The organism is Streptomyces sp. NPDC058650, from assembly GCF_042717315.1.
Lineage (GTDB): Bacteria > Actinomycetota > Actinomycetes > Streptomycetales > Streptomycetaceae > Streptomyces.
Genome location: NZ_JBHXRL010000014.1, coordinates 40,053 through 65,550 on the forward strand (window position 1 = coordinate 40,053; position 25,498 = coordinate 65,550).

Genomic DNA, 25,498 nt, shown 5'->3' on the forward strand with positions numbered 1-25,498 from the left:
CCGCGACCTCCCTGCGTTCTCGAAGGATGGCAGCTCCGAGGGCGATCCGCGCCCCGGATGCGCAGGCGAGGTGGCGGAATGGTCACTTCCGTGACACAGCGAGCGGCCGGAACTTGAACCACGTTGGCGCGTACATGACTCTTGATCGCAGCGGCGCCCGCCCTCCCACGGGGGAGAGGGCGGGCGCCGTACGCGGACCTGTCGTCCCTACGTCACGGTGAGATGGAGGACGTCCTCCAAGAACGGGATCCGCAGCCAGGGCCGCGGCTGCACCATGAGCGCGAGCAGCACGATCAGGCCGCCCATCACCCCGTACGTGATCATGTCCGTGAAGCGGGACCGCACGGCCAGCATGCCCACGGACGGCACCACCCGGCGCATCACGGCGCCGACGAGCAGGGCCGCTCCGACGAGCATCGTGCCCACCCGGAAGGCATGCGGGAACGGGTCCGTGCCCACCACGACGAGGCCGATGCCGGCGAGGACGAGCACGGTGAGCAGGGGCCACTGACGCGCGGGCGCCGAGGCGTCGCCGGGCGCCGCACGGCCGCCGCCCTCGGGCCGCGCGGTGTCGGTGGTCAGACCGAACCGGCGCCGCCTGGCCCCCTTGGCGGCCTCGCTCTCGGCGGCACCGCCCCCGGCGGCACCACCCTCGGACGCCATGTCAGAGCGCCGCGGCCGCGCGCTCGGCGGCCTCGACGACGTTCACGAGGAGCTGTGCGCGGGTCATCGGGCCGACGCCGCCCGGGTTCGGGGAGATCCAGCCGGCCACCTCGACGACACCGGGGTCCACGTCGCCGACGATCTTGCCCTCGCCGTTGCGCGAGACGCCGACGTCGAGGACGGCGGCGCCCGGCTTCACGTCCTCCGGCTTGATCAGGTGCGGCACACCGGCCGCCGCCACGATGATGTCCGCGTTGCGCAGGTGCGCCGACAGGTCCCGGGTGCCGGTGTGGCACTGGGTCACGGTCGCGTTCTCGGAGCGGCGGGTGAGGATGAGCGGCATCGGGCGGCCGATGGTGACTCCGCGGCCGACGACCACGACCTCCGCGCCGCTGATCTCCACGCCGTGCGCGCGGAGCAGCGTGATGATGCCGTTCGGCGTGCAGGGCAGCGGGGCGGGCTCGTTGAGCACGAGCCGGCCGAGGTTGGTCGGGTGCAGGCCGTCCGCGTCCTTGGCCGGGTCCATCAGCTCCAGGATGCGGTTCTCGTCGATGCCCTTCGGCAGCGGGAGCTGGACGATGTAACCGGTGCAGGCCGGGTCCTCGTTGAGCTCCCGTACGACCGCCTCGATCTCCTCCTGCGTGGCGGTGGCCGGAAGCTGTCGCTGGATGGAGGCGATGCCGACCTGGGCACAGTCGCGGTGCTTGCCCGCCACGTACTTCTGGCTGGCCGGGTCGTCGCCGACGAGGACGGTGCCCAGGCCAGGCGTGACGCCCTGGTCCTTGAGGGCCGCCACGCGGACGGTCAGTTCGGACTTGATCGCGGCTGCGGTGGCCTTGCCATCGAGAATCTGGGCGCTCATGCGGACATCCTCCCGGATGACCCCCGCCTTGTTCCAATTCACTCCCGCCGGACGGCTCGTCTACGGGGCGACAGATTGCACTTGCACAACTCCGACGCGTATCGACTGGACAAGAACTCGACGTTGCTACGACGATGACCAGCGCAGTACCGCGGAAAGTGCCGGGGGGAAATCCGCTGAGATGTCGTGAAAGTCCTCCGCGCGGCCGCGTCGTCCCCGCACAGAAAATCTTTTCGGAGGAATCCCGCGATGAGCTTCGGCGATCCGAACAACCCCTACGGCCAGCCTCAGGGGCAGCCCCAGGGCCAGCCCCAGCAGCCCGGCTACGGCTACCCGCAGCAGGCCCCGCAGGGCGTGCCGCAGCAGGGGTACGGCTACCCCCAGCAGCAGCCGGGTGCGTACCCGCAGGCGCCGGGCACCATCCAGGCCAACAACGGCTACATCAGCCTGCACGGTCTCGGGACCGTGCAGGTCGGCTCGATGGGTCTGCGGTTCGCCGCGCGCCTGATCGACGCCGTGGCCATCGGCGCCCTCGTCTGGATCCTGTCGTTCATCGGCCTGGCGGGCGTGGTCGGCGCGGCCGAGTCCATCGAGGACTGCACGACCATCGACCCGATGACCCCGGCGTACCAGGACTGCGTGAACGAGCAGGCCGCCGCCGCGGGTGGCATCCTCGCCGCCTTCTTCGGCTTCCTGTTCCTGCTGTTCATCGCCACGATGCTCTACGAGTGGCTGATGATCTCCTTCGTCGGCGCCACCCTCGGCAAGATGGCGGTGGGCCTCCGCGTCGTCAAGGAGGCCACGGGCGGCAAGCCGGGCGTCGGCGGCGGTTTCATCCGCTGGATCATCCCGATGGCCGGCGCGCTCGTCTGCGGTATCGGCCAGCTCCTGGTCTACCTGTCGCCGTTCTTCGACAGCACCGGCAAGACGCAGGGCTGGCACGACCGTGCCGCCGGCACGGTCGTCATCAAGAAGTAAGGCTTGCGGCGGGCTCCCCCGCCGCTCCGAGGGCCGTCCGGCACACCGCCGGGCGGCCCTCGCCCGTTCCCCCGCCCAAGGCGCCCGGAGGGCGAACCCGGGCCTCACGCCCGCTTGAGCACCGCGAATCCGTCCGACCGGTGCGTGATCTCGTACCGCGCCTCCGGATGCAGTTGCGAAGCCAGCTGCGTCGGGTCCGAGATCTGCTGCGACCATCCGCGCAGGTCGAAGGCGAGGTAGTCCGGGGTGGCGCCCTTCGAGGTGCCGACCCAGTAGACCCGGTGGTCCGCCGTGAGGTGGGCGAGGAGCGAGACGTCCGCCTCCACGCTCGCGCCCTCCGGCACCGCGTCCACGGCCGCGCGCGCCTGCTCGGCCCGGGTGTCCGTGCGGTACGTCTCCGACTTCAGCAGCTCCCGCAGCGGCAGGTTCATGGCCAGCACGAGCGCGACCGCCGTCGCGACGGGGACGACGACCTTCCCGTACGCGGCGAGCCAGGCGCGCGGCGAGCTGCGCACGGACCGGGCCGCGTCCACGAGGGCCAGGAAGACCACCGGCATGAGGATGGCGCTGTAGTGCCAGTGCAGGCCCCAGTGGTTGGGGTCCTGGGAGACGAAGCGCCAGCCCAGGGTCGGCAGGACGAGCAGGATCAGCGGGGAACGCAGGGCGAGGAAGCCCGTGACGGCGAGCAGGAAGAACACCATCTCCCAGCGTTCGCCGGAGACGAGGGCGTCACCGACGACCTGCGCGACGGAGGTCTCCGCGCCCTCGCCCGTCTTCTCGATCTTGGACCAGTAGTCGTACTCGCCGACCCGGCTCGCCGCCGGGATCAGGACGAGGACCGTGAGGGCGAAGGCCGCCACGCCGAACCCGGCCAGGGCGGCGCCCAGCCTCTTCTGGCCCTTCAGGAAGAGGACCGCGCCGACCATGAAGACGGTGAGCCCCATGTCCTCCTTGACGAGGACGAGCGGCGCCGACCAGGCGACGGCCGCCGTCCAGCGGCCGAGGAGCAGGGCCCGGCAGGTCAGGGCGAGCATCGGGACGGCGAAGGCGATCTCGTGGAAGTCGGACTTGACGGCCTCCTGGAGACCCCAGGAGAGCCCGTACGCGACGGCGAGTCCGATGCCGGCGGCGCGGCTGCCGAGGACCTGCTGGGTGGTGCGGCCGACGACGACGGCGGAGGCGGCGAAGAGCGCGGCCTGCCCGAGGAGCAGGGCGGCGGGCGAGGGCCAGATCCAGTACAGGGGCGCGAGCAGCGCGGTGACCGGGCTGAAATGGTCGCCGAGTATGTGGAAGCCGGGGCCCTTGATGTCGACGACGGGGGCCCGGAACTCGGCGTACGCCCTGACGGACTGCCCGAAGATCCCGAGGTCCCAGGAGGGGGTGCGGAAGTGCGCGTACTGCACCCAGGAGTAGAGGAAGTACAGGCCGCAGAGGACGACCGCGAGGATCACATAGGGCCTCAGCGGTGCCGGGGAAAGGCCCTCCGACGCGTTCGGTCCGTCGGTGTCCGCGGTATCCGCAGCGGGCCTGTTCAGTACGTCCAACACCACGTCCCCCACAACCGGCAGCCGACAAAAGAGCAACCCATTAGACCAGAGTCCACCCGATCGGCGGATCCGTAAGCGGTCGGTGACGTTCTGCGACTTCAGCTCGGCCTCGACCTACGTCGTCGGGAACCTTGAGGGCGCCGGTCCGGCCGCCGACAGCATCAGCTCGCCCAACCGGGTGCCCGGCCGCGACCACTGACCCGGCTGATCCGCACACCACGCGCGGGCGGCCCGCCGGTACCTGACAGGTACCGGCGGGCCGCCCGTCCGCTCGTGGCCGTCAGTGGAAGAAGTGACGCGTACCGGTGAAGTACATCGTCACGCCCGCCTTCTTCGCGGCCTCGACGACCTGCTCGTCACGGACCGAGCCGCCGGGCTGCACGACCGCCTTCACACCGGCGGCCGTCAGGATCTCCAGGCCGTCGGGGAAGGGGAAGAAGGCGTCCGACGCGGCGTACGCGCCGCGCGCCCGCTCCTCGCCCGCCCGCTCGACGGCCAGCTTCGCGGAGTCGACGCGGTTGACCTGGCCCATGCCGACGCCGACCGAGGCGCCGTCCTTGGAGAGCAGGATCGCGTTGGACTTGACCGCGCGGCAGGCCTTCCAGGCGAAGGAGAGCTCGGCGAGCTCCTCGGCCGACAGGGCCTCGCCGGTCGCCAGGGTCCAGTTCGCCGGGTCGTCGCCGTCGGCCTGGAGGCGGTCGGTGACCTGGAGCAGCGCGCCGCCGTCGATCGGCTTGACCTCGACCGGGTTGGCCGGGGCGCCGTCGGCGCGGAGCACGCGGATGTTCTTCTTCTTGGCCAGGACCTCGACCGCGCCGTCCTCGTAGCCGGGGGCCACGATGACCTCGGTGAAGATCTCGGCGACCTGCTCGGCCAGCGCGACCGACACCGGGCGGTTGACGGCGATGACGCCGCCGAACGCGGACAGCGGGTCGCAGGCGTGCGCCTTGCGGTGGGCCTCGGCGACGTCCGCGCCGATCGCGATGCCGCACGGGTTGGCGTGCTTGATGATCGCGACGCAGGGCTCGGAGTGGTCGTACGCGGCCCGGCGCGCGGCGTCGGTGTCCGTGAAGTTGTTGTACGACATCTCCTTGCCGTGCAGCTGCTCCGCCTCGGCGAGGCCGCCCGTGCCGTCGACGTAGAGCGCGGCGCCCTGGTGCGGGTTCTCGCCGTAGCGCAGCACGTTGGAACGCTCGTACGTGTGGCCCAGGAAGTGGGGGAGGCCGCTGTCGTCTCCGGCGTCGGCCGAGACGTAGCCGCCGTTGGACACGGGGTCGGCGAACCAGGAGGCGACGGCCACGTCGTACGCGGCGGTGTGCTGGAAGGCCCTGGCGGCGAACCGCTTGCGCAGGCCCAGCGAGGTCCCGCCCTCCTTGACCGCCAGGAGGACCGCGTCGTACGCGCCCGGGTCGGTGACGACCAGCACCGACGGGTGGTTCTTGGCGGCGGCGCGGACCATCGACGGGCCGCCGATGTCGATCTGCTCGACGCACTCGTCGGGGGTGGCGCCGGAGGCGACGGTCTCCTTGAAGGGGTACAGGTTCACGACGACCAGGTCGAAGGGCTCGACACCCAGCTCGGCGAGCTGGTTGCGGTGGTCCTCCAGGCGCAGGTCGGCGAGGATGCCGGCGTGCACGCGCGGGTGCAGCGTCTTGACGCGGCCGTCCAGGCACTCGGGGAAGCCGGTCAGCTCCTCGACCTTGGTGACCGGGATGCCGGCGGCGGCGATCTTCGCGGCGGTGGAGCCGGTGGAGACGAGGGCGACACCCGCCTCGTGCAGGCCGCGGGCCAGCTTCTCCAGGCCGGTCTTGTCGTAGACGCTGACGAGTGCGCGGCGGATGGGGCGCGTCGTACCTTCGGCGGTCACGGGATTGTTACCTTTCGTCCCTCAATGCGGTAGCCGTGCCGGGCCAGACGCCCCACGACCTCGACGAGCAGCGAGCGCTCGACTTCCTTGATGCGCTCATGGAGCGCGGTTTCATCGTCCTCGTCCCGGACCTCGACGACGCCCTGGGCGATGATCGGGCCGGTGTCGACGCCGTCGTCGACGAAGTGGACGGTGCACCCGGTGACCTTCGCGCCGTAGGCGAGGGCGTCACGCACCCCGTGGGCACCGGGAAAACTGGGCAGCAGCGCCGGGTGGGTGTTGACGACCCGGCCGCCGAAGCGGGCGAGGAACTCCTTGCCGACGATCTTCATGAACCCGGCCGAGACGACGAGGTCCGGCTCGTGGGCCGCGGTCGCCTCGGTCAGGGCGCGGTCCCACTCCCCGCGGGTCGCGTGGTCCTTGACGCGGCAGACGTAGGTGGGCAGCCCGGCGCGCTCGGCGCGCTCCAGACCGACGATCCCGTCGCGGTCCGCGCCGACGGCGACGATCTCCGCCCCGTACCCGTCGGGGTCGGCGGCGATGGCGTCGAGGAGGGCCTGCAGATTGGTACCGGACCCGGAGACCAGGACGACGAGGCGGGCGGCAGCCACTGGGTCACTCTTTCCGTGGTGTTTGTGCGGTCGTACAAACGAATCGTGTCGCTCGATACGGGGAACCCTACGAATGGCTCGACCGTCAGCAACGATACCGGCACACCGGACGGCCCCCACGGGACGGGGGCGGGGCAGGGCGGTAGCGTCAGGGTCCGACGCCGGACGAGACACCGGCCACGAGGCCGGACGAGACCGGACAGGACGCCGAGCGAGACGCCGGACAAGGCGCCGGACGAGGCACGCAGAAGAGACAGCAGCGGAGACCGCGGGTGCGGCCCCGGTCGCGACGACAGAGGGAAGACGTCCAGCACATGCCGGAGCGCCAGTCCACGAACGACAACAACCCGTTCGCGCCGCCGCCCGAGGGCCGGCCGGATCAGCCGTGGCAGCCCCGGCGACCGGAGGGCTCGGGCGACGACGCGTCCGGTTCCTCGGGGTCGCCGGACGCTCCGGGATCGGAACCGGACGGGCCTGACGGGCCCTCCGGGTCGTCCGACGGGCGCTGGAGCCCGCGCCAGCCGGGCCGTTCGACGGACGGGTTCGGCCGGGGTCCCGACCGACGGGGAGGCCCGGAGGGCGGACCGGGGCAGGGCGGGTCCGGCCGCGACAAGGGGATGCGGTGGGATCCGAAGGACCCGGCGCAGCGGCGGGCGCGCTACGCGATCCTCGCGGGCATGTGGGCCTTCTTCTTCGCCATCTTCGAGATCCCGGAGCTGGCGCTGCTGCTCGGCGCCCTCGGGGTCTACTGGGCCGTCAGCTCCCTGCGGGCGAGGCCGAAGGACGCGGCGGCCGAGGTGTCGCCGACTTCACCGTCGGAGCCGACTGCGCCGTCGGCGCCGACTGAGCCGTCCGAGCCGTCCGGCGCTCGGCCCTCGGACGCGCCCGTCCCCACTCCGGTCTCCGCCCCCGCGGCCGCGCCGGTCCGCTCGATGAAGACGGCCGCGATCAGCGGTCTGGTGGCATCGAGCGTGGCCCTGATGATCGTCGCGGTCGGCTTCACCATGCAGCTCGTCTACCGGGACTTCTACGAGTGCCGTGACGACGCCCTGACCCACGCGGGTGAGCTCGCCTGCAACGACCTCCTGCCGAAGCCGCTGCGCGCGGGCTTCGGAGTGCGGGAGTAGCACCCTCTCAGCCCTTGGGGTCCGGCGGCGGGGAGGACTCCCACGCCGCCGGGAGGTAGTCGTACGGCTCGTACCCCGGGTCGTCGTCCAGGTCGAGTCCCAGGGCCGGGGCCGGGGCGGCGGCCTTCGTCGGAGCGGCCGGGGAGCCGGGATCGGTCCCGGCGGCTTGCGACGCCTGGCCTCCGGGAGTGGCGCTGGGAGTGGCACCGGCTGTGGCACTGGGAGTGGCACCGGTTGTGGCGCCGACCGTGGCACTGGGAGTGGCACTGGCCGTGGCACTGGGATTGGTACCGGCCGTGGGGTCCGGCGCGGCGTCCGGCTGTGTCTCCAGGTCGAAGGGCTCCCCGAATCCCGCCCCCGCGGACGCGGTCGCCTGCGCCGTCGCGGGTGCGGTCGCGGTCGCGGGTGCCGGTACCGGCAGTGGCAGCGGCTTGGGCCGGAGCGCCCGAAGGCCCCAGGCCCGTACGGCCAAGGCCACCGGGACCCCGACGCAGGCGCCCCACAGCACCGTCGCCGCGCCGGCCTGCCACCACACCGGGCCGAAGGCGGACAGCCGCCCGGAGCCGAGGGGGCCGCCCGCGGCCGCCGCGAGGACGGCCACGGCCGCCCCGCACGCCCAGGCCGCCGCCAGCGCCGTCAGGGCCACGTCCCGGGCCGGCCGGCCGCGGACCGTACCGCCCACGCGCCACCCCTGCACCAGGGCCGCGGCCAGCGGGACCGCGGCTGCCGCCCAGTGCTTCCACGTACCGGGCCCCTCGGCGGGCAGCGCGGCCAGGAGCGGGAACGACGGCACGGCCGGGTCGCCGGCGAGACCCAGCGGGGTCGCGAGCACGCCCGTACCGAGGGTGAAGCCGGGACCGAGCCCGTACGCCGCACCCCACACGGCCGCGTTCGGCAGCAGCGCCAGGACGAGGAGCAGGACCGCCGCCCGCCCCGACCACTCCCCCGCGAGCCCCTCGAACGCGGCCTGCGCCTCGCCCGCGTGCCAGGCCAGCGAGACCGCGGCGAGCACCGCGCCGCCGCCGCACAGCGTCACCAGCCCGAGCCCCGCAGCGCGCACCGCGGCCGCCGCCTGCCGCTGTCCGGGCAGCGGGCGGCCGAGCGCCGTCCAGACGCCCGTCCCCGCCGCGCCGAAGACGACGGCGGGCAGCCAGAACCCGGCGCTGATCAGCTCGGCGGGCAGCGGTCCGCTCTCGCTGTAGACCACCGCGACCGCCGCGACCAGCAGGTATCCCCCGGCCACCGCGGCCACGGCGCCGCTCGGAGAAGGGCGCGGCCGGTCGCTGTCGCCGCCCGGGTCGAGGGTGTCGCGGGCGGCCCGGTGGACGAGCCAGACGGGCAGGACGGCGAGGAGCATCGGCACGACGCCGAGGGGCGCGGGCAGCCCGGACAGCGTGTCCGTACGGATCAGGTCCACGCCGTGGGCGAGGAGCCAGAGCCCGGCGGCGACGTGCAGGGCGCCGCCGGGGCCGCTGTCGGCGTGCGGGGAGCTGATCCAGGCCGCGGTCACCAGGACGGCGAGGGCGCCGAGACCGAGCCCGGCGGCGACTCCGCCGCGGACGCAGGCGGTGGCCAGGGCGGCGGAACGGCCGCCCTGGACCAGGGAGTGCTCGGTCGGATGGGTCACGGGGCCATGCTGCCAACGACACGCGCTTAAGCCGCGTAACAGGCAAACCTCCGCTGTGTCGCTCAAGATACGTTTATGTACTTTTCCGCCCATAGCAGCTCTGCGGGAGGTCGACGCCGATGAGCCGGAGCACCACGGATTCCGCATCCTCCGTCACCCTGCCGACACCGAAGGAGCGGCGCAGGTTGCGTGAGGCCCTCGCCCTGAGCGAGGAGCAGGTCGCCGAGGCCATGGGCGTCACGAAGGCCACCGTCAAGGCCTGGGAGACCGGGCGCTCGGCGCCACGGGGCCGCAAGCGCGAGGCGTACGCGAAACTCCTCGGCGCGGCGGAGGTCGCCGAGGCCGCCCGCGCGCCGGAGCGCACCGCGCCGGCGCCCGCACCGCTGTCCGCGCCCACGCCGATGGCCCTGCCCCCCGCCTCGGCCGCCGCCTCCGTCCGCCCCATGGCCGCCGCCAAGCGGGCCGCCAAGCCGCCCAAGGCCCCCTCGCCGGTCCCGGCCATCGGCCCCGGCGCCGCACGCAAGGGCGCCCCGAAGCCGCCGGAACGCCTGAAACGGGCGGAAGCGGAGGCCGCCGTGCAGCCCGTCCCGGAGGCGGCCCCGGAGCCCGCACCCGCACCCGCACCCGCACAGCCTCCCGTCGAGCCGGGGCTCACCCCCGCCGAGGCCTTCGACGCGCTGTACGCGTACGCCGCACCCGGGCTCGTCCACCAGACCTATCTGCTCACGGGCCGCCGCCGGCTCTCCCGCGAGTCCGTCGAGTACGCCTTCCACCACGCCTGGGAGCACTGGCCCGAGGTCGCCGTCGACGCGGACCCGGTGGGCTGGGTGCGGGCGGCGGCGTACGAGTACGCCCTCTCCCCCTGGCACCGGCTGCGGCGCGCCCACAAGCACCCCGACGCCCCGCCGACCGAGGCCGGCCGACGGGCGCTGCTCGCCGCGCTGCTCGAACTGCCGCCGCCGTACCGCCGTACCGTCCTGCTCTACGACGGACTCGGCCTCGACCTGCCCGACACGGCCGCCGAGACGGAGGCGAGCACCCCCGCCGCCGCCAACCGGCTGCTGCACGCCCGTACGGTCATCGGGCAGCGGGTCCCCGAGCTCGCTGAGCCGGAGACCCTGCACCGGCGGCTTCACGAGCTGGTCTCCGAGGCGCCGACGGCGACCCTCCCGGCGGCGCGCGCGGTCCGGACGGGCAGCGAACGGCGGACCCGCAAGTGGACGCGGACGGTGCTCGGGGTGACGGCGGCCCTGATCTGCGTCACGGCCTTCACGGCCGCGACCGCTCCGACGCGCTACCTGCCCGTGGAGGCCCCCGGCGAGACCGTCAACGGGGTGCCGGTGCGCGGCGGCCCGCAGAAGCTCGGTCCCGAGGACGTCGAACTCCGCGACAAGCTCCGCAACGAGCCGAACCCCGGCCCGGAGCGGCTGATCCCGTCGGCGGAGTAGGCGGCACGAAGCAGGCGGTACGTGAGTGGGCCCCGCCCCCGCCCGGTTTCCCGGGAGGGGCGGGGCCCACTCACGTACTGCTACAGCTGTTACTGCTGCGGCTGGTGTCAGCCCGCGAGGATGGCGCGCGCCAGCTTGGCCGTCTCGGTCGGCGTCTTGCCGACCTTGACGCCCGCGGCCTCAAGGGCCTCCTGCTTCGCCTGGGCGGTGCCGGAGGAGCCGGAGACGATGGCGCCGGCGTGGCCCATGGTCTTGCCCTCGGGCGCGGTGAAGCCCGCGACGTAGCCGACGACCGGCTTGGTGACGTTGGCCTTGATGAAGTCGGCCGCACGCTCCTCGGCGTCGCCGCCGATCTCACCGATCATGACGATCAGGTCGGTGTCGGGGTCCGCCTCGAACGCCGCGAGGGCGTCGATGTGCGTGGTGCCGATGACCGGGTCGCCACCGATGCCGACGGCGGACGAGAAGCCGATGTCACGGAGCTCGTACATCATCTGGTACGTCAGCGTGCCGGACTTCGAGACCAGGCCGATGCGGCCCGGCTTCGTGATGTCGCCCGGGATGATGCCGGCGTTGGACTGGCCCGGGGTGATGAGACCGGGGCAGTTCGGGCCGATGATGCGGGTCTTGTTGCCCTTCGACTGCGCGTACGCCCAGAAGGCGGCGGAGTCGTGGACGGCGATGCCCTCGGTGATGACGACGGCCAGCGGGATCTCGGCGTCGATCGCCTCGACCACGGCGGCCTTCGCGAACGCCGGCGGGACGAAGAGGACGGAGACGTTGGCGCCGGTCTCCTTCATCGCCTCGGCGACGGAGCCGAAGACCGGGACCTCGGTGCCGTCGAAGTCGACGGACGTGCCGGCCTTGCGCGGGTTCACGCCACCGACGATGTTGGTGCCGTCACCCAGCATGAGCTTGGTGTGCTTCATGCCCGTGGCACCGGTCATGCCCTGGACGATGACCTTGCTGTCCTTGGTCAGGAAGATAGCCATGGTGTTCTGACCTCGTCCCTTACTTCGCAGCCGCGAGCTCGGCGGCCTTGTCGGCCGCGCCGTCCATGGTGTCCACGCGCTGCACGAGCGGGTGGTTCGCGTCCGACAGGATCTTGCGACCCAGCTCCGCGTTGTTGCCGTCGAGGCGCACGACCAGCGGCTTGGTGACCTCTTCGCCCTTGGAGGCGAGGAGTTCCAGGGCCTGGACGATGCCGTTGGCGACCTCGTCACAGGCGGTGATGCCACCGAAGACGTTGACGAACACGGACTTGACGTCCGGGTCGCCCAGGATGATCTCCAGGCCGTTCGCCATGACCTCGGCGGAGGCGCCGCCACCGATGTCGAGGAAGTTGGCCGGCTTCACGCCGCCGTGGTTCTCACCGGCGTACGCGACGACGTCCAGGGTCGACATGACCAGACCGGCACCGTTACCGATGATGCCGACCTCGCCCTCGAGCTTGACGTAGTTGAGGTTCTTGGCCTTGGCGGCAGCCTCGAGCGGGTTGGCTGCGGCCTTGTCCTCGAGCGCCTCGTGGCCGGGCTGACGGAAGTCGGCGTTCTCGTCGAGAGACACCTTGCCGTCCAGGGCCAGGATGCGGCCGTCCTTGGTCTTCACCAGCGGGTTGACCTCGACGAGGAGCGCGTCCTCGGCGACGAAGGTGTCCCACAGGGTCACCATGGCCTCGGCGACACCCTCGGCCACGTCGGCCGGGAACTTCGCCAGGGCCACGATCTCGCGGGCCTTCTCGATGTTCACGCCTTCGACGGCGTTGACCGGGACCTTCGCGAGGGCCTCGGGGGTCTTCTCCGCGACCTCCTCGATGTCCATGCCGCCCTGCACCGACGCCATGGCGAGGAAGGTGCGGTTGGTGCGGTCGAGGAGGTACGAGACGTAGTACTCCGCCTCGATCTCCGGGGACAGCTCGGCGATCATCACCTTGTGGACCGTGTGGCCCTTGATGTCCATGCCGAGGATGTCGGTCGCACGGGCGACCGCCTCGTCCGGGGTCGCGGCCAGCTTCACGCCGCCGGCCTTGCCGCGGCCACCGACCTTCACCTGCGCCTTGACGACCGACTTGCCGCCAAGACGCTCGGTGGCCTCGCGCGCCGCCTCAGGCGTGTCGATGACTTCACCGGCCAGCACCGGTACACCGTGCTTGGCGAAGAGGTCCCTCGCCTGATACTCGAACAGGTCCACGCGCGTCCGTCCCTTTTCTGATGATCGCGGTTCGTTGTCTGCGTGGGCGTGCCGCGAAGGGCAACGTGACTGCGCTGTCACAAGGGAGGCGTACACGGTGACCGTGGACGCGGCATGTCCGTCTCGCAGGTTATCCCCGAGGGACGTAGGTCCCTAAATCGCAGGTCACAACGGAGCGGTGATACGGGTCACAGAATGTAGGGGGGCCGGGGCGGTCCGTAGGGGTTGCGGAGCGGGGACTCGTGCCCTTCACGGCAGGCGGGGACTGGGCTCCGGGCCCCTCACGCCGCGCCAGGGCGTGAAGTGAGGGGCTCTCGGAGGCTGATGTGATATGGACCTCAGTCACCCCCGGAGCACCCGTGCGAGTGGTCCCGCGGCTGCGGATTCCGCACCTGCCGGACGGGGCGGCGCCCCGTCCGGACGGGGCGGCGGCGCCCCGGCTCAGGCGGTCGGTATCGGCAGCGGGCGCTTCTCCAGCGCGGCGGCCATGATCTCCGGGAACAGGTCGGGGGTGCAGGCGAAGGCCGGGACGCCGAGCGCGGCGAGCGCCGCCGCGTGGTCGCGGTCGTAGGCGGGCGCGCCCTCGTCGGAGAGGGCGAGCAGTGCCACGAACTGGACGCCGGAGGCCTTCATGGCCGCGACCCGCTTCAGCATCTCGTCGCGGATGCCCCCCTCGTACAGGTCGCTGATGAGGACGACCACGGTGTCGGCGGGGCGGCCGATCCCCGCCTGGCAGTGGGCGAGGGCGCGGTTGATGTCGGTACCGCCGCCGAGCCGGGTGCCGAAGAGCACGTCGACCGGGTCGTCGAGCCGGTCGGTCAGGTCGACGACGGCCGTGTCGAAGACGACGAGCCGGGTGGCGATCGACCGCATGGAGGCCAGCACCGCTCCGAAGACCGAGGCGTAGACGACGGAGGCGGCCATCGAGCCGGACTGGTCGATGCAGAGCACGACCTCCTTCCGCACCGCCTGGGACGCGCGCCCGTGGCCGACGAGCCGCTCCGGGACGACGGTGCGGTACTCGGGCAGGTAGTTCTTGAGGTTGGCGCGGATCGTGCGGTCCCAGTCGATGTCCCGGTGCCGGGGGCGGCTGATCCGGGCCGAGCGGTCGAGGGCGCCGGTGAGCGTGGCGCGGGTGCGGGTGGCGAGGCGCTTCTCCAGGTCGTCGACGACCTTCCGCACGACGGCCCGCGCGGTCTCCCTGGTGGTCTCCGGCATGGCCTTGTTCAGGGAGAGCAGGGTGCCGACGAGGTGCACGTCGGCCTCGACGGCCTCCAGCATCTCCGGCTCCAGGAGGAGCGTGGCGAGGCCGAGGCGGTCGATCGCGTCGCGCTGCATCACCTGGACGACGGAGCTGGGGAAGTACGTCCGGATGTCGCCGAGCCAGCGGGCGACGGAGGGCGCGGAGCCGCCGAGCCCGCCCGAGCGGTCCCCGCCCTTGCCGTCGGCCCGGTCCTCGCGGCCGTAGAGCTCGGCGAGCGCGCGGTCCATGGCGGCGTCGGTGCCGGTGAGCGCGCGGCCGGTGCCCTCGGCGGCCCCGCCGCCGAGGACCAGCCGCCAGCGGCGCAGCCGCTCGTCGTCCGCGGTGACGTCGGTGCTGCCGCTCATGGCGTGGCCTGTCATGTCAGGGCCTCCGTACCGAGGATGAGGTGGAGGAGGGGCAGGACGCCGTCCGCCCGTTCCCGGTCGAGGTCGGTGGCGAATCCGGGGACGCCGCCGGGTGTCGCGCGGCCCGGCCCGTCGGCCTGCGGGCCGCGCGCGACGAGCTCGCCGAGGGTGCGGCGGACGCCCGGCTCGTATCCGGAGAAGGTCCGGCGCAGCAGGGGCAGGACGTCGGTGAAGGCCGTCGCCGGTACGGACGTGAGCCAGGTGTCGACGAGGCCGAGCAGCCGCTCGTCGTGGACGAGGAGCAGCCCGCCGCCGGAGGCCCCGCCGGCGAAGCCCTCGATCCAGGCGGCGGCGTCCTGCGGCGGGGCGCCGGGCGAGAGGGCGCGGCTCATGAGCGGCGCGGCCTCGTCCTCGGCGATCCGTCCCTCGTCGAGGAGGAGCCGGGCGGCCCGGCCGCGCAGGATGCCGGGCACGCGGTCGCGTCCGGCGAGCCGGTGCAGGACGCCCGCCCAGCGGTCGGCGGGACGTGCGGCGTCCGGCAGCAGGCCGAGTGCTTGGTGGACCTCGTCGATCCGGTCGCGCATGGCGATGGCCGCGTCGGCGTCGAGTCCGGCGCAGGCGGGCGGCAGGCCGACGCAGATCCGCTCGGCGAGCCCGGCGGCGACCTCGGCGAGGGCGGCCGTGTCGGTGCCGCGGACGTCGCCGTAGCGCAGGGAGCGGGCCAGGGCCGGGAGGGCCTGGGCGAGGTGGGTGACGTCGGTGTCGAGCGCGGCCCGGTCGGCGAGGGCCCGCATCACGACGGGCAGGGCGTCGGCGAGTCCGGCGAGGAGACACTGCTCGGCGAGGACGGTGATGTCGGCGAGGGCGGTCGCGGCCACGGCCCGGGACTCGGCCTTGGCGGTGGCGGCGGCCTCGACGGTGGTGCCCCAGACTCCGGCCTCGGCCACCTGGACGTGCAGCTCGGGCTCCCAGGCCAGCCGCCAGGTCTCCCGGAAGGTGCCGGTGGCGGCCCGTCCGGCGGCCGGGGTGCCCCAGCCGACGCCGAGCAGCCGCAGTCGGTGCAGCAGTCGGCTGCGGGCGCCGTCCGTGTCCTTGCGGAGGTCGAGGTCGAGCTCGCGCTCCTGTGCCTCCGGCTTGAGCCGCAGGGAGCGCTGGAGGCGGCTCAGGTCGCGCTGGAGGGGTACGGCGGGGGCGCCGGCCGGGACCTCGCCGAGGACGTCGCCGACGACGAGGCGGTCGCGGACGAGGTCGAGCGGCACGTCGGAGCCCTCGCACAGGACGGCGCGGACGGCGTCCGTCGTCTCGTCGAGTCCGGGGAACGGGCGGCCTCGCAGGGCGGCGAGGGTCTCGGCGAGACGGACGGCCTCGATGACGTGGGCGGTGGAGACGAGGTGGTCCTCCGCCCTGAGGAGCCCGGCGACCTTGGTCATCCAGCGCTCGACGGGCCGGTCGGGGGCGGTGAAGAGGTGGCCGTACCAGCCGGGTGCCTCGATGCCCGCGCCGTAGCCGGAGCGCCGGGCGAGCCTGCGGTGGGTCCAGGGGACCCAGGTGAGCTCGGTCTTCACCTTGGGCAGGCCCTTGAGGAGGGCGCGGTCGGCGGCGACGGTGGTCTTCCGGGTGAGGGCGGGGACGTGCCAGGCGCCGCAGACGACGGCGACCTCGTCGCCGAACTCCTTGCGGGCGGCGCGCAGCTGGAGCCGCATGTACGCCTCGCGGACCAGGTCGCGGGGGTGGCCGCCGTGTCCGTACGCCTCGCGCAGGACGCCCATGGCCTCGGCGAGGGCCTCGAACGGGGCGGTGGGGTCGTCTTCGCCGCGCAGTTCGACGACGTCCTCCCACCACTGCTCGGCGTCGTCGTGTCCGGCGGTCCTGGCGAGTTCGGCGAGGGGGTCGATGCGGAGCCCGCCGCTGTCGGCCGGTGCGCCGCCGTCGGCCTCCCCGCCGCCGTCGGCCCCTTCTCCGTCGGACCAGGTGGGGTCGGCGGCGGCGAGGGTGTGGGCGGCGGGCAGGTCGACGAACCGGACGGCGGCGCCCCGGTCGAGGGCCCAGCGGATCGCGACCCACTCGGGCGAGAACTCGGCCATCGGCCAGAACGCGGCCCGCCCGGGGTCGTCCACGGCGTGGGCGAGCAGGGCGACGGGGGGCCGCATGGACGCGTCCCCGGCGAGGGCGACGAGGGCATCGGCCTCGGCAGGTCCCTCGACGAGCACGACGGCGGGCTTCTCCGCCTCCAGGGCGGCCCGCACGGCGCGGGCCGAGCCGGGCCCGTGGTGCCGGACCCCGAGCAGCAGCGGCCCGCCGCGCCTCCCGCCGCCCCCGGCCTGGACCCCGTTCCGGCCGGGGACGGGGGCCGGTGCCGGTGCCGTGGTGGCGGGGGTCATGCGCTCACCTCGCGGCAAGCGCGGTAGAAGTCCTTCCAGCCGTCTCTCTCCCTGACCACGGTCTCCAGATACTCCTGCCAGACGACCCGGTCGGCCGCCGGGTCGCGGACGACGGCGCCGAGGATGCCGGCGGCGATGTCCCCGGGGCGCAGGACGCCGTCGCCGAAGTGGGCGGCGAGCGCGAGGCCGCCCGTGACGACGGAGATGGCCTCGGCCGTGGAGAGCGTCCCCGAGGGGGACTTGACCTTCGTCCGCCCGTCGGTGGTGACTCCGTCCCGCAGCTCGCGGAAGACGGTGACGACGCGGCGGATCTCGGCCGCCCCGGTCGGCACGTCCGGCAGTGCGAGGGAGCGTCCGATCTGCTCGACGCGCCGGGCGACGATGTCGACCTCGGCCTCGGGTGTCGCGGGCAGCGGCAGCACGACGGTGTTGAAGCGGCGGCGCAGCGCGCTGGAGAGTTCGTTGACGCCCCGGTCGCGGTCGTTGGCCGTGGCGATGAGGTTGAAGCCGGGGACGGCCTGCACCTCCTCGCCGAGCTCCGGGACCGGGAGGGTCTTCTCGGACAGGATCGTGATGAGGCTGTCCTGCACGTCGGCGGGGATGCGGGTGAGCTCCTCGACGCGGGCGGTCATGCCCCGCGCCATCGCCCGCATCACGGGGCTCGGCACGACTGCGTCGCGGCTGGGGCCGTGGGCGAGGAGCCGCGCGTAGTTCCAGCCGTACCGGACGGCTTCCTCGGGCGTGCCCGCGGTGCCCTGGACGAGGAGTGTGGAGTCACCGCTGACGGCGGCGGCCAGGTGCTCGGAGACCCAGGTCTTCGCGGTGCCGGGCACGCCGAGCAGCAGGAGCGCCCGGTCGGTGGCGAGCGTGGTGACGGCGACCTCGACGATGCGGCGCGGTCCGACGTACTTGGGCGTGATCACCGTCCCGTCGGGGAGCGTGCCGCCGAGGAGATAGGTGGCGACGGCCCAGGGCGAGAGGCGCCAGCGGGCGGGCCGCGGCCGGTCGTCGGCGGCGGCGAGTGCGGTGAGTTCGTCGGCGAAGGCGTGCTCGGCGTGCGGCCTCAGGGCCTCGGTGGTGGCCTCGGGCAGGCCCGGTCCGGTGTCCGTCTCGACACCGGAACCGGGCTGCGCGACAGTTTCGGACACGGTCATGGATCCCCCTCCAGATCGCTCGACCTGTTGTGCGATCCACCGTGCACCATCCCACTGACAATCGGCGGTCACCGCTGGTCAGGGGCCCTTCCGGGAGGGCGGGGTGAGGGAGGGTCAGCCCACGATCGGGGAGACGGCGACACAGCCGCCCGCCATCGCCTGCTCGCCCTTGGCCTCCTTGAGGACCTTGCCCCCGTAGACGACCTTGCAGGTGAGGCTCGCGGGGTCGAGCGAGACCGGCATGACGGCCGGCGGCATGATGCCGTGCAGCTTCACGGTCTTCTTCCACGGCACGGCCGGCTTCTTCTCCGACTCGACCTTCGGCGCCATGGCGCTGCCGTCACCGGCGTGGAACTCGATGGACTCGATGCTCTTGCCGCTGACCTCGTACGTGACCTCGTAGGACTCGGTGACGGACTTGTCGACCTGGTCGGCGGCCTTCTCCGCGACCTCCGAGCAGGCCCCGAGGCCGAGGGCTAGCCCGGCGACGGCGAGGGCCGAGACGGCGGTACGGATGGTGCGCTTCATGAGGGGGTCCCCCTGGACGGGTGGTGCTGGTCTTCGGTCACGCGCAGAGAATCTTAAAGAAAGAGTAAAGTCAAATCCCTTCCCGGAGGCCAGGGGCGTTGTCAGTGGCGGCGTCTACGGTCGATGACATGAATGCCATGGGGGTGCGCTGGACGGCTGATCAGGTGCTGGCACTGGCTCCTGACGACGTCTCACGCACAGCGGGGAGCACGCTGGGCACGGCCGGGTCGTGGTCGGGCACGGGCCGCGGCGAGGGAGCCGTCTGGGGCGTGTGCGGGGGCAGCGGCGGCCGGTCGTACGAGACGGTCGTCGACCTCACGGGCCCCGCGTACGCATGTGGTTGCCCCAGCCGGAAGTTCCCGTGCAAGCACGCGCTGGGACTGCTGCTGCTCCAGGCGTCCGACGGTACGGCGGTGGCGGACGGCGCCCCGCCGGAGTGGGCGGTGCCGTGGCTCGCGAAGCGCCGGGCCGGCGCCGGGAGCTCGGCCCGGCCGGCCGGGACCGGCGCCTCCAAGGCCACGGCGGATCCCGCGGCCGCGCGCCGCAGGGCCGAGCGCAGGGCGGCCCGGATCACCGCGGGCGCGCGGGAGTTGGAGCAGCGGCTCGCCGACCTGATGCGCGGCGGCCTGGCCACGGCCGAGCAGACCGGGTACGGCCTGTGGGAGGAGACCGCGGCCCGCATGGTCGACGCCCAGGCTCCGGGGCTCGCGGGCCGGGTCAGGGAGCTGGGCGCGATACCGGGTTCGGGACCCGGCTGGCCAGTGCGCCTCCTGGAGGAGTGCGCGCTGACCCACCTCCTCGACCGGGCCTGGCTCGCCGCCGACCGGCTGCCCGACGACTTCGCCAGGACCGTGCGGACCCGGGTCGGCCTCACCGCCCCGGCCGACGGCGTCCCGGTGCGCGACCACTGGCTCGTCCTCGCGCAGTACGACACGGCCGACGCCCGGCTGACCACCCGGCGCGTCTGGCTGCACGGCACCACGACCGGACGGACGGCGTTCCTCCTCTCCTTCGGCGCGGCCGGCCGGGCCCCCGGCCTCGCGCTCCCGGTGGGCGCGCTCCTCGACGGCGAGCTGACCCCGCACACGGGCACCGGCCGGCTGCGCGCGGAGCCGGGCGAGCACTTCGTCCCGGTCGACACCCCCGTCTCCCCGCCGCCGGGCGGGCCGGTGGGCGAGGCCCTCGACGCGTACGGGCGCGCGCTGCGCGAGGACCCGTGGCTGGACTCCTGGCCCGTGACACTGCGCCAGGTCGTCCCGGCGCGGGCGGAGTACGGCTGGCAGCTCGCCGACGCGGACGGCCGCGAGGCCCTGCCGCTGACGCCCGCCGCCCAGAACCGGCCAGGACTCTGGCGCCTCGTCGCCCTCTCCGGCGGCGCTCCCGTGACCGTCTTCGGCGAGTGCGGCCACCGGGGATTCACCCCGCTCGCCGCCTGGTCGCCGGAGGCACCGGCCGAGACGGTCCCCCTCGTATGACGGCCCGCCACCTCCCCCGACCGCACGGAGGACTCCGATGAACACGCGCGCGACCACATCCGCCCCGTACGCCGCGGGCCCCGACGGCGCCGGTGACGACAGCGCCCGCGTCTGGGAGGAGCTCGTCACCTCCGCGCTCCTGGGCACGGACCGACGACCGCCCTCGGTCCTCGCGGGGGCAGCGGGCGCGGGTGTGACGGGGCGTGGTGTGACGGGCCCGGGCGTCACGGGCCCCGGCGTCACGGGCCCCGGCGTTACGGAGCCGGGCGCCACGGGCCCGGGCGTCACGGGGCCGGGCGTCACGGGGCCGGGCGTGACGGGCCCGGGCGTGACAGGCCCGGGCGTCACGGGGCCGGGCGGGACAGGCCCGGGCGTCACGGAGCCAGGCGCCACGGGGCCAGGCGCCACGGGGCCAGGTCTGACGGGCCCGGGTCTGGCCGGCGCCGACCTGCCGGGTGCGCTGCTCGACGCCGCCGCGCTGCACACCGTACGGCGCAGGGCGGGGCTGCGCCCCGGGCCCGCCGCGTCACCGCCCGACCCCGCGCCGGAGGACCCGCGCCGGTCGCTGCCCGAGGCTGCCCGGAGACGGCTCGACCAGCTCCTCGCCGGGCGGGCCGCGCCGTCGCCCGCCGCCGGGCGGCGTGGGGCCGCCCCCGACCTCGCCGAACTGCTGCCCCAGTGGCTGGCCCTCGCCAACGAGCGCGGGTACAAGGCCCCGCCCGCCGCTCTGCCCGCCCTTCTCGACGCGGCCAGGGCCCGCACCGACCTGCGGCCCCAGGCCCTCCGGCTCACCGGACCGCGCGGCCTGTGGCTGGCGGGCCTCAATCCCGAGTGGCGGTTCGCGCTGCGGGGTACGGGTGCGGCCGGCCGGCTCCCGTCACCCGAGGACACCGAGGGCGTCAGGGTCCTGTGGGACGAGGGCCTGTTCGCCGAGCGGGTCGCACTGCTCGCCGCCGTACGGACCTGGGAGCCGGCGGCCGGTCTCGCCCTGCTGGCGTCCGCCTGGACCGCCGAGCGGGCGGAGGACCGGCTGATGTTCCTGGACTCGCTGCGTACCGGACTCTCCGACGCGGACGAGGAGTTCCTGGAGGCGGCCCTCGCCGACCGCAGCCGCAACGTCCGCGCCACCGCCGCCGAGCTGCTCTCCGCCCTGCCCGCCTCGGCGTTCGCGGGCCGGATGGCCGGCCGGGCCGCCACCTGCGTCGGCCTCGACCGGACGGCGGAGGTGCCCACGATCTCCGTCGAGGCCCCGCACGAGTGCGACGCGGCGATGCAGCGCGACGGTGTCGTGCCGAACCCGCCGACGGGACGGGGCGAGCGCTCCTGGTGGCTGGGCCAGCTCGTCGAGGCCGCCCCCCTCGCCTGCTGGCCCGTCCGCTTCGGCGGCCGGACCCCGGAGGAGGTCGTGGCGCTGCCGGTCGCCGACGACTGGCAGGGCGAGCTGCACGCCGCCTGGTGCCGGGCGGCCGTACGGCAGCGGGACGCGTCCTGGTCGCGCGCGCTGCTCGGCTCCCCCGCGATCCCGCCCGCGACGGGCCCCGGGACCTCGTCGCTGGCCGAGCGGGCACAGCTCCTGGCGACGCTCCCCGCGGACGAACGGGCGCGCTGGGTCGCCTCCTTCGTCGCCGCCCACGGCCTGTCGGAGGCGTTCCAACTGCTCGGCGTGTGCGCCGTGCCCTGGGCCGAGCCGCTGGGCGCCGCCGTGATCGACGCTCTCGACATCGCCCGGGACGCGGGCAGCTACCCGTGGAGTTTCAGCGGGGTGATGGGCCTCGCGGAACGCTGTCTCGCGCCGGAGGCGGCGCGGCATCTGGACTCCCTGACCGCGCTGCCCGACGAAGAGGAGGAGGACACCGCGCCCGGCGCGGGCGGTTACTGGTCCGAGGCGTTCCAGCGGCTGGTCTCCACGCTCCGGCTTCGCGCGGCGATGCGCGCCGAGCTCACCCCATCCGCTGCCTGAAGAGGCGGCAACCACGGCGAAGGGCCCTCCCCGAAGGGAGGGCCCTGGCAAGCGAGGCACGCGGGAACGTCTGGCCGGTCAGACCGGTCAGGCCGCCACGCGGACGTTCGCGTTCACCCAGTCGACGATGGACGCGGTCGTCGCGCCCGGCGTGAAGATCTCCGCCACGCCCTTCTCCTTCAGCGGTGCGATGTCCGCGTCCGGGATGATGCCGCCGCCGAAGACCTTGATGTCCTCCGCGTCACGGTCCTTCAGGAGCTCCAGGACCTTCACGAAGAGCGTGTTGTGCGCGCCCGAGAGGATGGAGAGACCGATCGCGTCGGCGTCCTCCTGGATCGCGGTGTCGACGATCTGCTCGGGCGTCTGGTGGAGACCGGTGTAAATGACCTCCATACCGGCGTCGCGCAGCGCCCGCGCGATCACCTTGGCCCCGCGATCGTGGCCGTCGAGACCCGGCTTGGCGACCACCACGCGGATCGGACCGGTCACACCCATCACTGCCTCCACATGCGACCCCCGCGCTTGATTGCCGGGGAGGTGAACGAACGTTATCGCCAGCATCCCGCAAGCGGCCGTTTCACGGTGGCGAGCGAGGGGGAAATCACACGTGGGACATGTTCGCTCTGCGCCGTTCCCCGCTTCGGGCCCTCTTCCTGGGCCCACCAGCCGCAAGCGGGGCCCGGTCGCAAGGGAGCCGCGACGAGGTCGCCGTACCTCCGTGCCGCCGTCCGTGCGGCGCGGGGATACGGCGTACCTCCGTATCGTCCGGCCCCGCGTGCCGCTCGGGAGGTCGGCGATGGAGCTCTCCAAGGTCACCGCCCTGATGAAGGCCACCGCCTTGGAGCTCGCGATCCTCACCGGGCATCTCGTCCTCTACCCCTCCGGGATCGTGGCCGAGCGCCTCTCCCCCACCACTCCCACGAGCGATCCCGCCGCTGATCCCGCCACCGATCCGCGCGCGACGATCACCCCGGGCATGCGCCCGGTCGTCCTGCTGCACGGCTTCGTCGACAACCGCTCCGTCTTCGTCCTGCTGCGCCGCGCCCTCACCAGGCATGGCCGTGACTGCGTCGAGTCGCTCAACTACTCGCCGCTCACCTGCGACCTGCGGAGCGCCGCCGAGCTGCTCGGGCGGCGGGTGGAGGAGATCCGCGCCCGCACGGGACACGCCGAGGTCGACATCGTCGGACACAGCCTGGGCGGGCTCATCGCCCGCTATTACGTCCAGTGCCTCGGCGGTGACACCCGGGTACGCACCCTGGTCATGCTCGGCACCCCGCACTCCGGCACCACCGTGGCCCCGCTCGCCGACGCGCATCCACTGGTACGGCAGATGCGCCCCGGTTCGGGGGTCCTGCGGGAGCTGGCCGGCCCGGCGCCCGGTTGCCGTACGCGGTTCGTCAGTTTCTGGAGCGATCTCGACCAGGTGATGGTGCCGGTCGAGACCGCGCGCCTCGACCATCCCGATCTCCTCGTGCACAACGTCCACGTCAGCGGCATCGGCCATCTCGCGCTGCCCGTCCACCCGACGGTGGCCGCCGGGGTGCTCGGCGCCCTGGACGCCGGTGGCCCGGTGGCTCCGGGCGCTCACGAAGGAGAGGCGGGCGCCGCCTCCGTCGCCTGACGTCGCCTCGCCACACCCCGTTCTTCGAACGTTCCTCGAACACAAGGCCAAAGCTCTCTCCCTGAGCTGGCGAAACACGGCCGATTGCCCGTTTCCTGCTGGCCCAAACCCTTCCGAAGATTGTCGGTTGCGCATACCGCCGGGTACAGTCGCGCCACTGCTTTCCCCGGGGCACCCCTCATCGGGCCCGCCCCGGAATGGTCCTGCTGCCGAGGCGAGAGAGACGTTGGTGAACGACCAGCACCCCCACGCCGGGTACGTCGGAAACGACGCCCACACCACAGGCAGTTTCGCCGTCGACCCGCTGTTCGGCGCCTACCCCGCGGGTCAGGCCGACCACAGCGGGCAGTGGGACTTCGGCCAGTACGGGATGACCGGCCAGTACGACACCACAGGTCAGCAGCAGCACGACACCACGGGCCAGTGGGACACCACGGGCCAGTGGCAGGCCGCCGACCAGTACGGCAGCGCCGCCCCGCACACCCCGTACGACACCGCCGGGCAGCAGTACGACACCACCGGCCAGTACGACACCACCGGTCAGTGGGACGCCTCCGCCTGGACCGACGCCCAGCAGACGGGCCAGTACGAGACGGTCCACGCCGGCGCGTACGTCGCGCAGGGGACGTACGGCTACGAGGCCTACGACGCCACCGGCCAGTGGGCGGCCCCCGCCTTCGCGACCGAGACCGGCGCCTACGACGCCACCGCCTGGAACCAGGCGGCCCCCGAGGCCGAGCCGCACGTCCCCCAGCAGTACACCCCGCAGGCGGAACACACCGCCGAGTTCGCGTTCGACCTCGCCCATGAGCCGGAAGCCCAGGCCGAGTACGCCTACGCCGACGACCTCGTGGACGCCGGCGAGGCCACCGCCCACGTCGACACCGGCCACGGCGACACCGTCCACGACGCCGTCCGCGACGCCGCCGAGGACTTCGCCTACGACGAGCCCGTCGCCGAACCCGCCGACGCGCCCGCCGCCGAGCTCCGTACGGAGACCCCACTCGCGGGCCGCCCCGTGCGCCGCGGCTCGGGCAGCAGCCGCGGCCGCCGCCGTACGCCCGCCAAACGGTCCGCCCTGCTGACCGTCGCCGTCCCCTCCGCCTGCGTCATGGGCGTCGCCGGCATCGCCGCCGCCTCCGTCAGCGGGCTCACCAACCCCACCACCGACGGCGGCAAGAAGGACAACACCACCGCCCTCGCCGCGGCCGACCCCGGCTCCGTCAAGCAGGTCGCCGCCAACAGCGCCCTCGACACCCAGCTCGCCGCGCTCAGCGAGGACGCCCGCGACTTCGGCGACCGCGCGAGCCGCACCCAGGAGCGCATCGACCTCAAGGCCCGCCAGGCGGCCGACAAGAAGAAGCGCGAGGAGGAAGCGGCTCGCAAGGAGGCGCTGCGCCCCAAGTACATGCTGCCGGTGGAGCTCCACCGGCTCAGCGCGCGCTTCGGCCAGTCCGGCGTCAACTGGATGTCCGTGCACACCGGCATCGACTTCCCCGTGCAGACCGGCACCCCCGTGATGGCCGCCACGGACGGCACCGTCCGCACCCAGCTGAACAGCGCCTACGGCAATATGGTGATCGTGACCGCCCCCGACGGCACCGAGACCTGGTACTGCCACCTCAGCAGCGCCAAGATCCGGTACGGCCAGGTCAAGGCAGGCGACGTCATCGCGTACTCCGGCGACACCGGCAACTCCACCGGCCCGCACCTCCACTTCGAGGTCCGGCCGGGCGGCGGTTACGCCATCGATCCGCTGGCCTGGCTGCGCAGCCACGGTCTCGACCCGACGAGCTGACCTTCACCCGCTGACGCGAGAGGGCCCCGGCCGAAGCCGGGGCCCTCTCG

General features: G+C 73.5%; 20 protein-coding genes. 7 read left to right on the plus strand and 13 right to left on the minus strand.

From position 1 onward, the window contains the following. Positions 1-207: 207 nt before the first annotated feature. Together ACFWWU_RS23905 and ACFWWU_RS23910 are read right to left on the minus strand one after the other, a co-directional pair. Entirely contained in the window at positions 208-663 is a 456-nt protein-coding gene (locus tag ACFWWU_RS23905; RefSeq protein ID WP_384147863.1) for a DUF3017 domain-containing protein, read from the minus strand. A gap of 1 nt (position 664) precedes the next feature. Further along, a complete protein-coding gene (locus tag ACFWWU_RS23910; protein ID WP_384147864.1) occupies positions 665-1,525 on the minus strand; it encodes a bifunctional methylenetetrahydrofolate dehydrogenase/methenyltetrahydrofolate cyclohydrolase in 861 nt (286 codons plus the stop codon). A gap of 249 nt (positions 1,526-1,774) precedes the next feature. Here ACFWWU_RS23910 and ACFWWU_RS23915 point away from each other — a divergent pair, with 249 nt between their 5' ends. Further along, positions 1,775-2,503: an RDD family protein gene (locus ACFWWU_RS23915; RefSeq protein ID WP_384147865.1), complete on the plus strand. Its 729-nt coding sequence runs from the start codon at positions 1,775-1,777 to the stop codon at positions 2,501-2,503. Positions 2,504-2,607: 104 nt separating this feature from the next. On the opposite strand, the gene ACFWWU_RS23920 is transcribed toward ACFWWU_RS23915, so the two are convergent. From ACFWWU_RS23920 to purN, 3 genes are all read right to left on the minus strand, one after another. After that, on the minus strand, positions 2,608-4,050 hold the full coding sequence (locus tag ACFWWU_RS23920; protein ID WP_384147866.1) for a DUF2079 domain-containing protein: 1,443 nt from the start codon (positions 4,048-4,050) through the stop codon (positions 2,608-2,610). Positions 4,051-4,330: 280 nt separating this feature from the next. Then, positions 4,331-5,917, minus strand: coding sequence for a bifunctional phosphoribosylaminoimidazolecarboxamide formyltransferase/IMP cyclohydrolase (gene purH / locus ACFWWU_RS23925; RefSeq protein WP_384147867.1), 1,587 nt, complete (start codon positions 5,915-5,917; stop codon positions 4,331-4,333). Next, positions 5,914-6,528, minus strand: coding sequence for a phosphoribosylglycinamide formyltransferase (purN, locus tag ACFWWU_RS23930; RefSeq protein WP_384147868.1), 615 nt, complete (start codon positions 6,526-6,528; stop codon positions 5,914-5,916). The genes purH and purN overlap by 4 nt, the downstream gene beginning before the upstream one ends. A 314-nt stretch (positions 6,529-6,842) precedes the next feature. Between purN and ACFWWU_RS23935 the strand changes: the two genes are divergently transcribed. After that, positions 6,843-7,655 (plus strand): hypothetical protein, encoded by an 813-nt coding sequence (locus tag ACFWWU_RS23935; protein WP_384147869.1) that lies wholly within the window; start codon positions 6,843-6,845, stop codon positions 7,653-7,655. A gap of 7 nt (positions 7,656-7,662) precedes the next feature. On the opposite strand, the gene ACFWWU_RS23940 is transcribed toward ACFWWU_RS23935, so the two are convergent. Next, positions 7,663-9,282, minus strand: coding sequence for a DUF6350 family protein (locus ACFWWU_RS23940; RefSeq protein ID WP_384147870.1), 1,620 nt, complete (start codon positions 9,280-9,282; stop codon positions 7,663-7,665). 119 nt (positions 9,283-9,401) lie between these two features. Between ACFWWU_RS23940 and ACFWWU_RS23945 the strand changes: the two genes are divergently transcribed. Next, on the plus strand, positions 9,402-10,730 hold the full coding sequence (locus ACFWWU_RS23945) for a sigma factor-like helix-turn-helix DNA-binding protein (RefSeq protein WP_384147871.1): 1,329 nt from the start codon (positions 9,402-9,404) through the stop codon (positions 10,728-10,730). 107 nt (positions 10,731-10,837) lie between these two features. Here the strand turns inward: ACFWWU_RS23945 and sucD are convergent, their stop codons facing one another. The 6 genes from sucD to ACFWWU_RS23975 all read right to left on the minus strand — a co-directional run bounded on the left by sucD (position 10,838) and on the right by ACFWWU_RS23975 (position 18,591). Then, positions 10,838-11,722 carry a succinate--CoA ligase subunit alpha gene (gene sucD, locus ACFWWU_RS23950; protein ID WP_384147872.1) on the minus strand — a complete coding sequence of 295 codons (885 nt, stop codon included), beginning with the start codon at positions 11,720-11,722 and terminating at the stop codon, positions 10,838-10,840. A gap of 19 nt (positions 11,723-11,741) precedes the next feature. Next, positions 11,742-12,920: an ADP-forming succinate--CoA ligase subunit beta gene (gene sucC, locus ACFWWU_RS23955; protein ID WP_187623427.1), complete on the minus strand. Its 1,179-nt coding sequence runs from the start codon at positions 12,918-12,920 to the stop codon at positions 11,742-11,744. Positions 12,921-13,361: 441 nt separating this feature from the next. Then, positions 13,362-14,543, minus strand: coding sequence for a VWA domain-containing protein (locus tag ACFWWU_RS23960; RefSeq protein ID WP_384147873.1), 1,182 nt, complete (start codon positions 14,541-14,543; stop codon positions 13,362-13,364). Beyond that, positions 14,540-16,909, minus strand: coding sequence for a DUF5682 family protein (locus ACFWWU_RS23965; RefSeq protein ID WP_384147874.1), 2,370 nt, complete (start codon positions 16,907-16,909; stop codon positions 14,540-14,542). The genes ACFWWU_RS23960 and ACFWWU_RS23965 overlap by 4 nt, the downstream gene beginning before the upstream one ends. After that, entirely contained in the window at positions 16,906-18,063 is a 1,158-nt protein-coding gene (locus ACFWWU_RS23970; protein WP_384147875.1) for an AAA family ATPase, read from the minus strand. Before ACFWWU_RS23970 ends, ACFWWU_RS23965 begins: the two co-directional genes overlap by 4 nt. 114 nt (positions 18,064-18,177) lie before the next feature. After that, entirely contained in the window at positions 18,178-18,591 is a 414-nt protein-coding gene (locus tag ACFWWU_RS23975) for a hypothetical protein (protein ID WP_384147876.1), read from the minus strand. A gap of 128 nt (positions 18,592-18,719) precedes the next feature. Here ACFWWU_RS23975 and ACFWWU_RS23980 point away from each other — a divergent pair, with 128 nt between their 5' ends. Together ACFWWU_RS23980 and ACFWWU_RS23985 are read left to right on the plus strand one after the other, a co-directional pair. Then, positions 18,720-20,066 carry an SWIM zinc finger family protein gene (locus ACFWWU_RS23980; RefSeq protein WP_384147877.1) on the plus strand — a complete coding sequence of 449 codons (1,347 nt, stop codon included), beginning with the start codon at positions 18,720-18,722 and terminating at the stop codon, positions 20,064-20,066. 37 nt (positions 20,067-20,103) lie between these two features. Then, positions 20,104-22,026 carry a DUF5691 domain-containing protein gene (locus ACFWWU_RS23985; RefSeq protein WP_384147878.1) on the plus strand — a complete coding sequence of 641 codons (1,923 nt, stop codon included), beginning with the start codon at positions 20,104-20,106 and terminating at the stop codon, positions 22,024-22,026. Between the two features lie 87 nt (positions 22,027-22,113). Here ACFWWU_RS23985 and ACFWWU_RS23990 read toward each other — a convergent pair whose 3' ends face one another. Further along, positions 22,114-22,521: a cobalamin B12-binding domain-containing protein gene (locus ACFWWU_RS23990; protein WP_024758053.1), complete on the minus strand. Its 408-nt coding sequence runs from the start codon at positions 22,519-22,521 to the stop codon at positions 22,114-22,116. Between the two features lie 301 nt (positions 22,522-22,822). On the opposite strand from ACFWWU_RS23990, the gene ACFWWU_RS23995 reads away from it, so the two are divergent. Together ACFWWU_RS23995 and ACFWWU_RS24000 are read left to right on the plus strand one after the other, a co-directional pair. Then, positions 22,823-23,650 (plus strand): esterase/lipase family protein, encoded by an 828-nt coding sequence (locus ACFWWU_RS23995; RefSeq protein WP_384147879.1) that lies wholly within the window; start codon positions 22,823-22,825, stop codon positions 23,648-23,650. A 229-nt stretch (positions 23,651-23,879) separates the two neighbouring features. Further along, on the plus strand, positions 23,880-25,448 hold the full coding sequence (locus ACFWWU_RS24000; RefSeq protein WP_384147880.1) for a M23 family metallopeptidase: 1,569 nt from the start codon (positions 23,880-23,882) through the stop codon (positions 25,446-25,448). Positions 25,449-25,498: the final 50 nt, after the last annotated feature.

Bases quoted from the DNA above. Each gene is read 5' to 3' on its own strand.
- ACFWWU_RS23905 (WP_384147863.1), bottom strand. From the start codon at position 663: ATGGCGTCCGAGGGTGGTGCCGCCGGGGGCGGTGCCGCCGAGAGCGAG.
- ACFWWU_RS23910 (WP_384147864.1), bottom strand. From the start codon at position 1,525: ATGAGCGCCCAGATTCTCGATGGCAAGGCCACCGCAGCCGCGATCAAG.
- ACFWWU_RS23915 (WP_384147865.1), top strand. From the start codon at position 1,775: ATGAGCTTCGGCGATCCGAACAACCCCTACGGCCAGCCTCAGGGGCAG.
- ACFWWU_RS23935 (WP_384147869.1), top strand. From the start codon at position 6,843: ATGCCGGAGCGCCAGTCCACGAACGACAACAACCCGTTCGCGCCGCCG.
- ACFWWU_RS23945 (WP_384147871.1), top strand. From the start codon at position 9,402: ATGAGCCGGAGCACCACGGATTCCGCATCCTCCGTCACCCTGCCGACA.
- sucD (WP_384147872.1), bottom strand. From the start codon at position 11,722: ATGGCTATCTTCCTGACCAAGGACAGCAAGGTCATCGTCCAGGGCATG.
- ACFWWU_RS23960 (WP_384147873.1), bottom strand. From the start codon at position 14,543: ATGACAGGCCACGCCATGAGCGGCAGCACCGACGTCACCGCGGACGAC.
- ACFWWU_RS23965 (WP_384147874.1), bottom strand. From the start codon at position 16,909: ATGACCCCCGCCACCACGGCACCGGCACCGGCCCCCGTCCCCGGCCGG.
- ACFWWU_RS23970 (WP_384147875.1), bottom strand. From the start codon at position 18,063: ATGACCGTGTCCGAAACTGTCGCGCAGCCCGGTTCCGGTGTCGAGACG.
- ACFWWU_RS23975 (WP_384147876.1), bottom strand. From the start codon at position 18,591: ATGAAGCGCACCATCCGTACCGCCGTCTCGGCCCTCGCCGTCGCCGGG.
- ACFWWU_RS23980 (WP_384147877.1), top strand. From the start codon at position 18,720: ATGAATGCCATGGGGGTGCGCTGGACGGCTGATCAGGTGCTGGCACTG.
- ACFWWU_RS23985 (WP_384147878.1), top strand. From the start codon at position 20,104: ATGAACACGCGCGCGACCACATCCGCCCCGTACGCCGCGGGCCCCGAC.
- ACFWWU_RS23990 (WP_024758053.1), bottom strand. From the start codon at position 22,521: ATGGGTGTGACCGGTCCGATCCGCGTGGTGGTCGCCAAGCCGGGTCTC.
- ACFWWU_RS23995 (WP_384147879.1), top strand. From the start codon at position 22,823: ATGGAGCTCTCCAAGGTCACCGCCCTGATGAAGGCCACCGCCTTGGAG.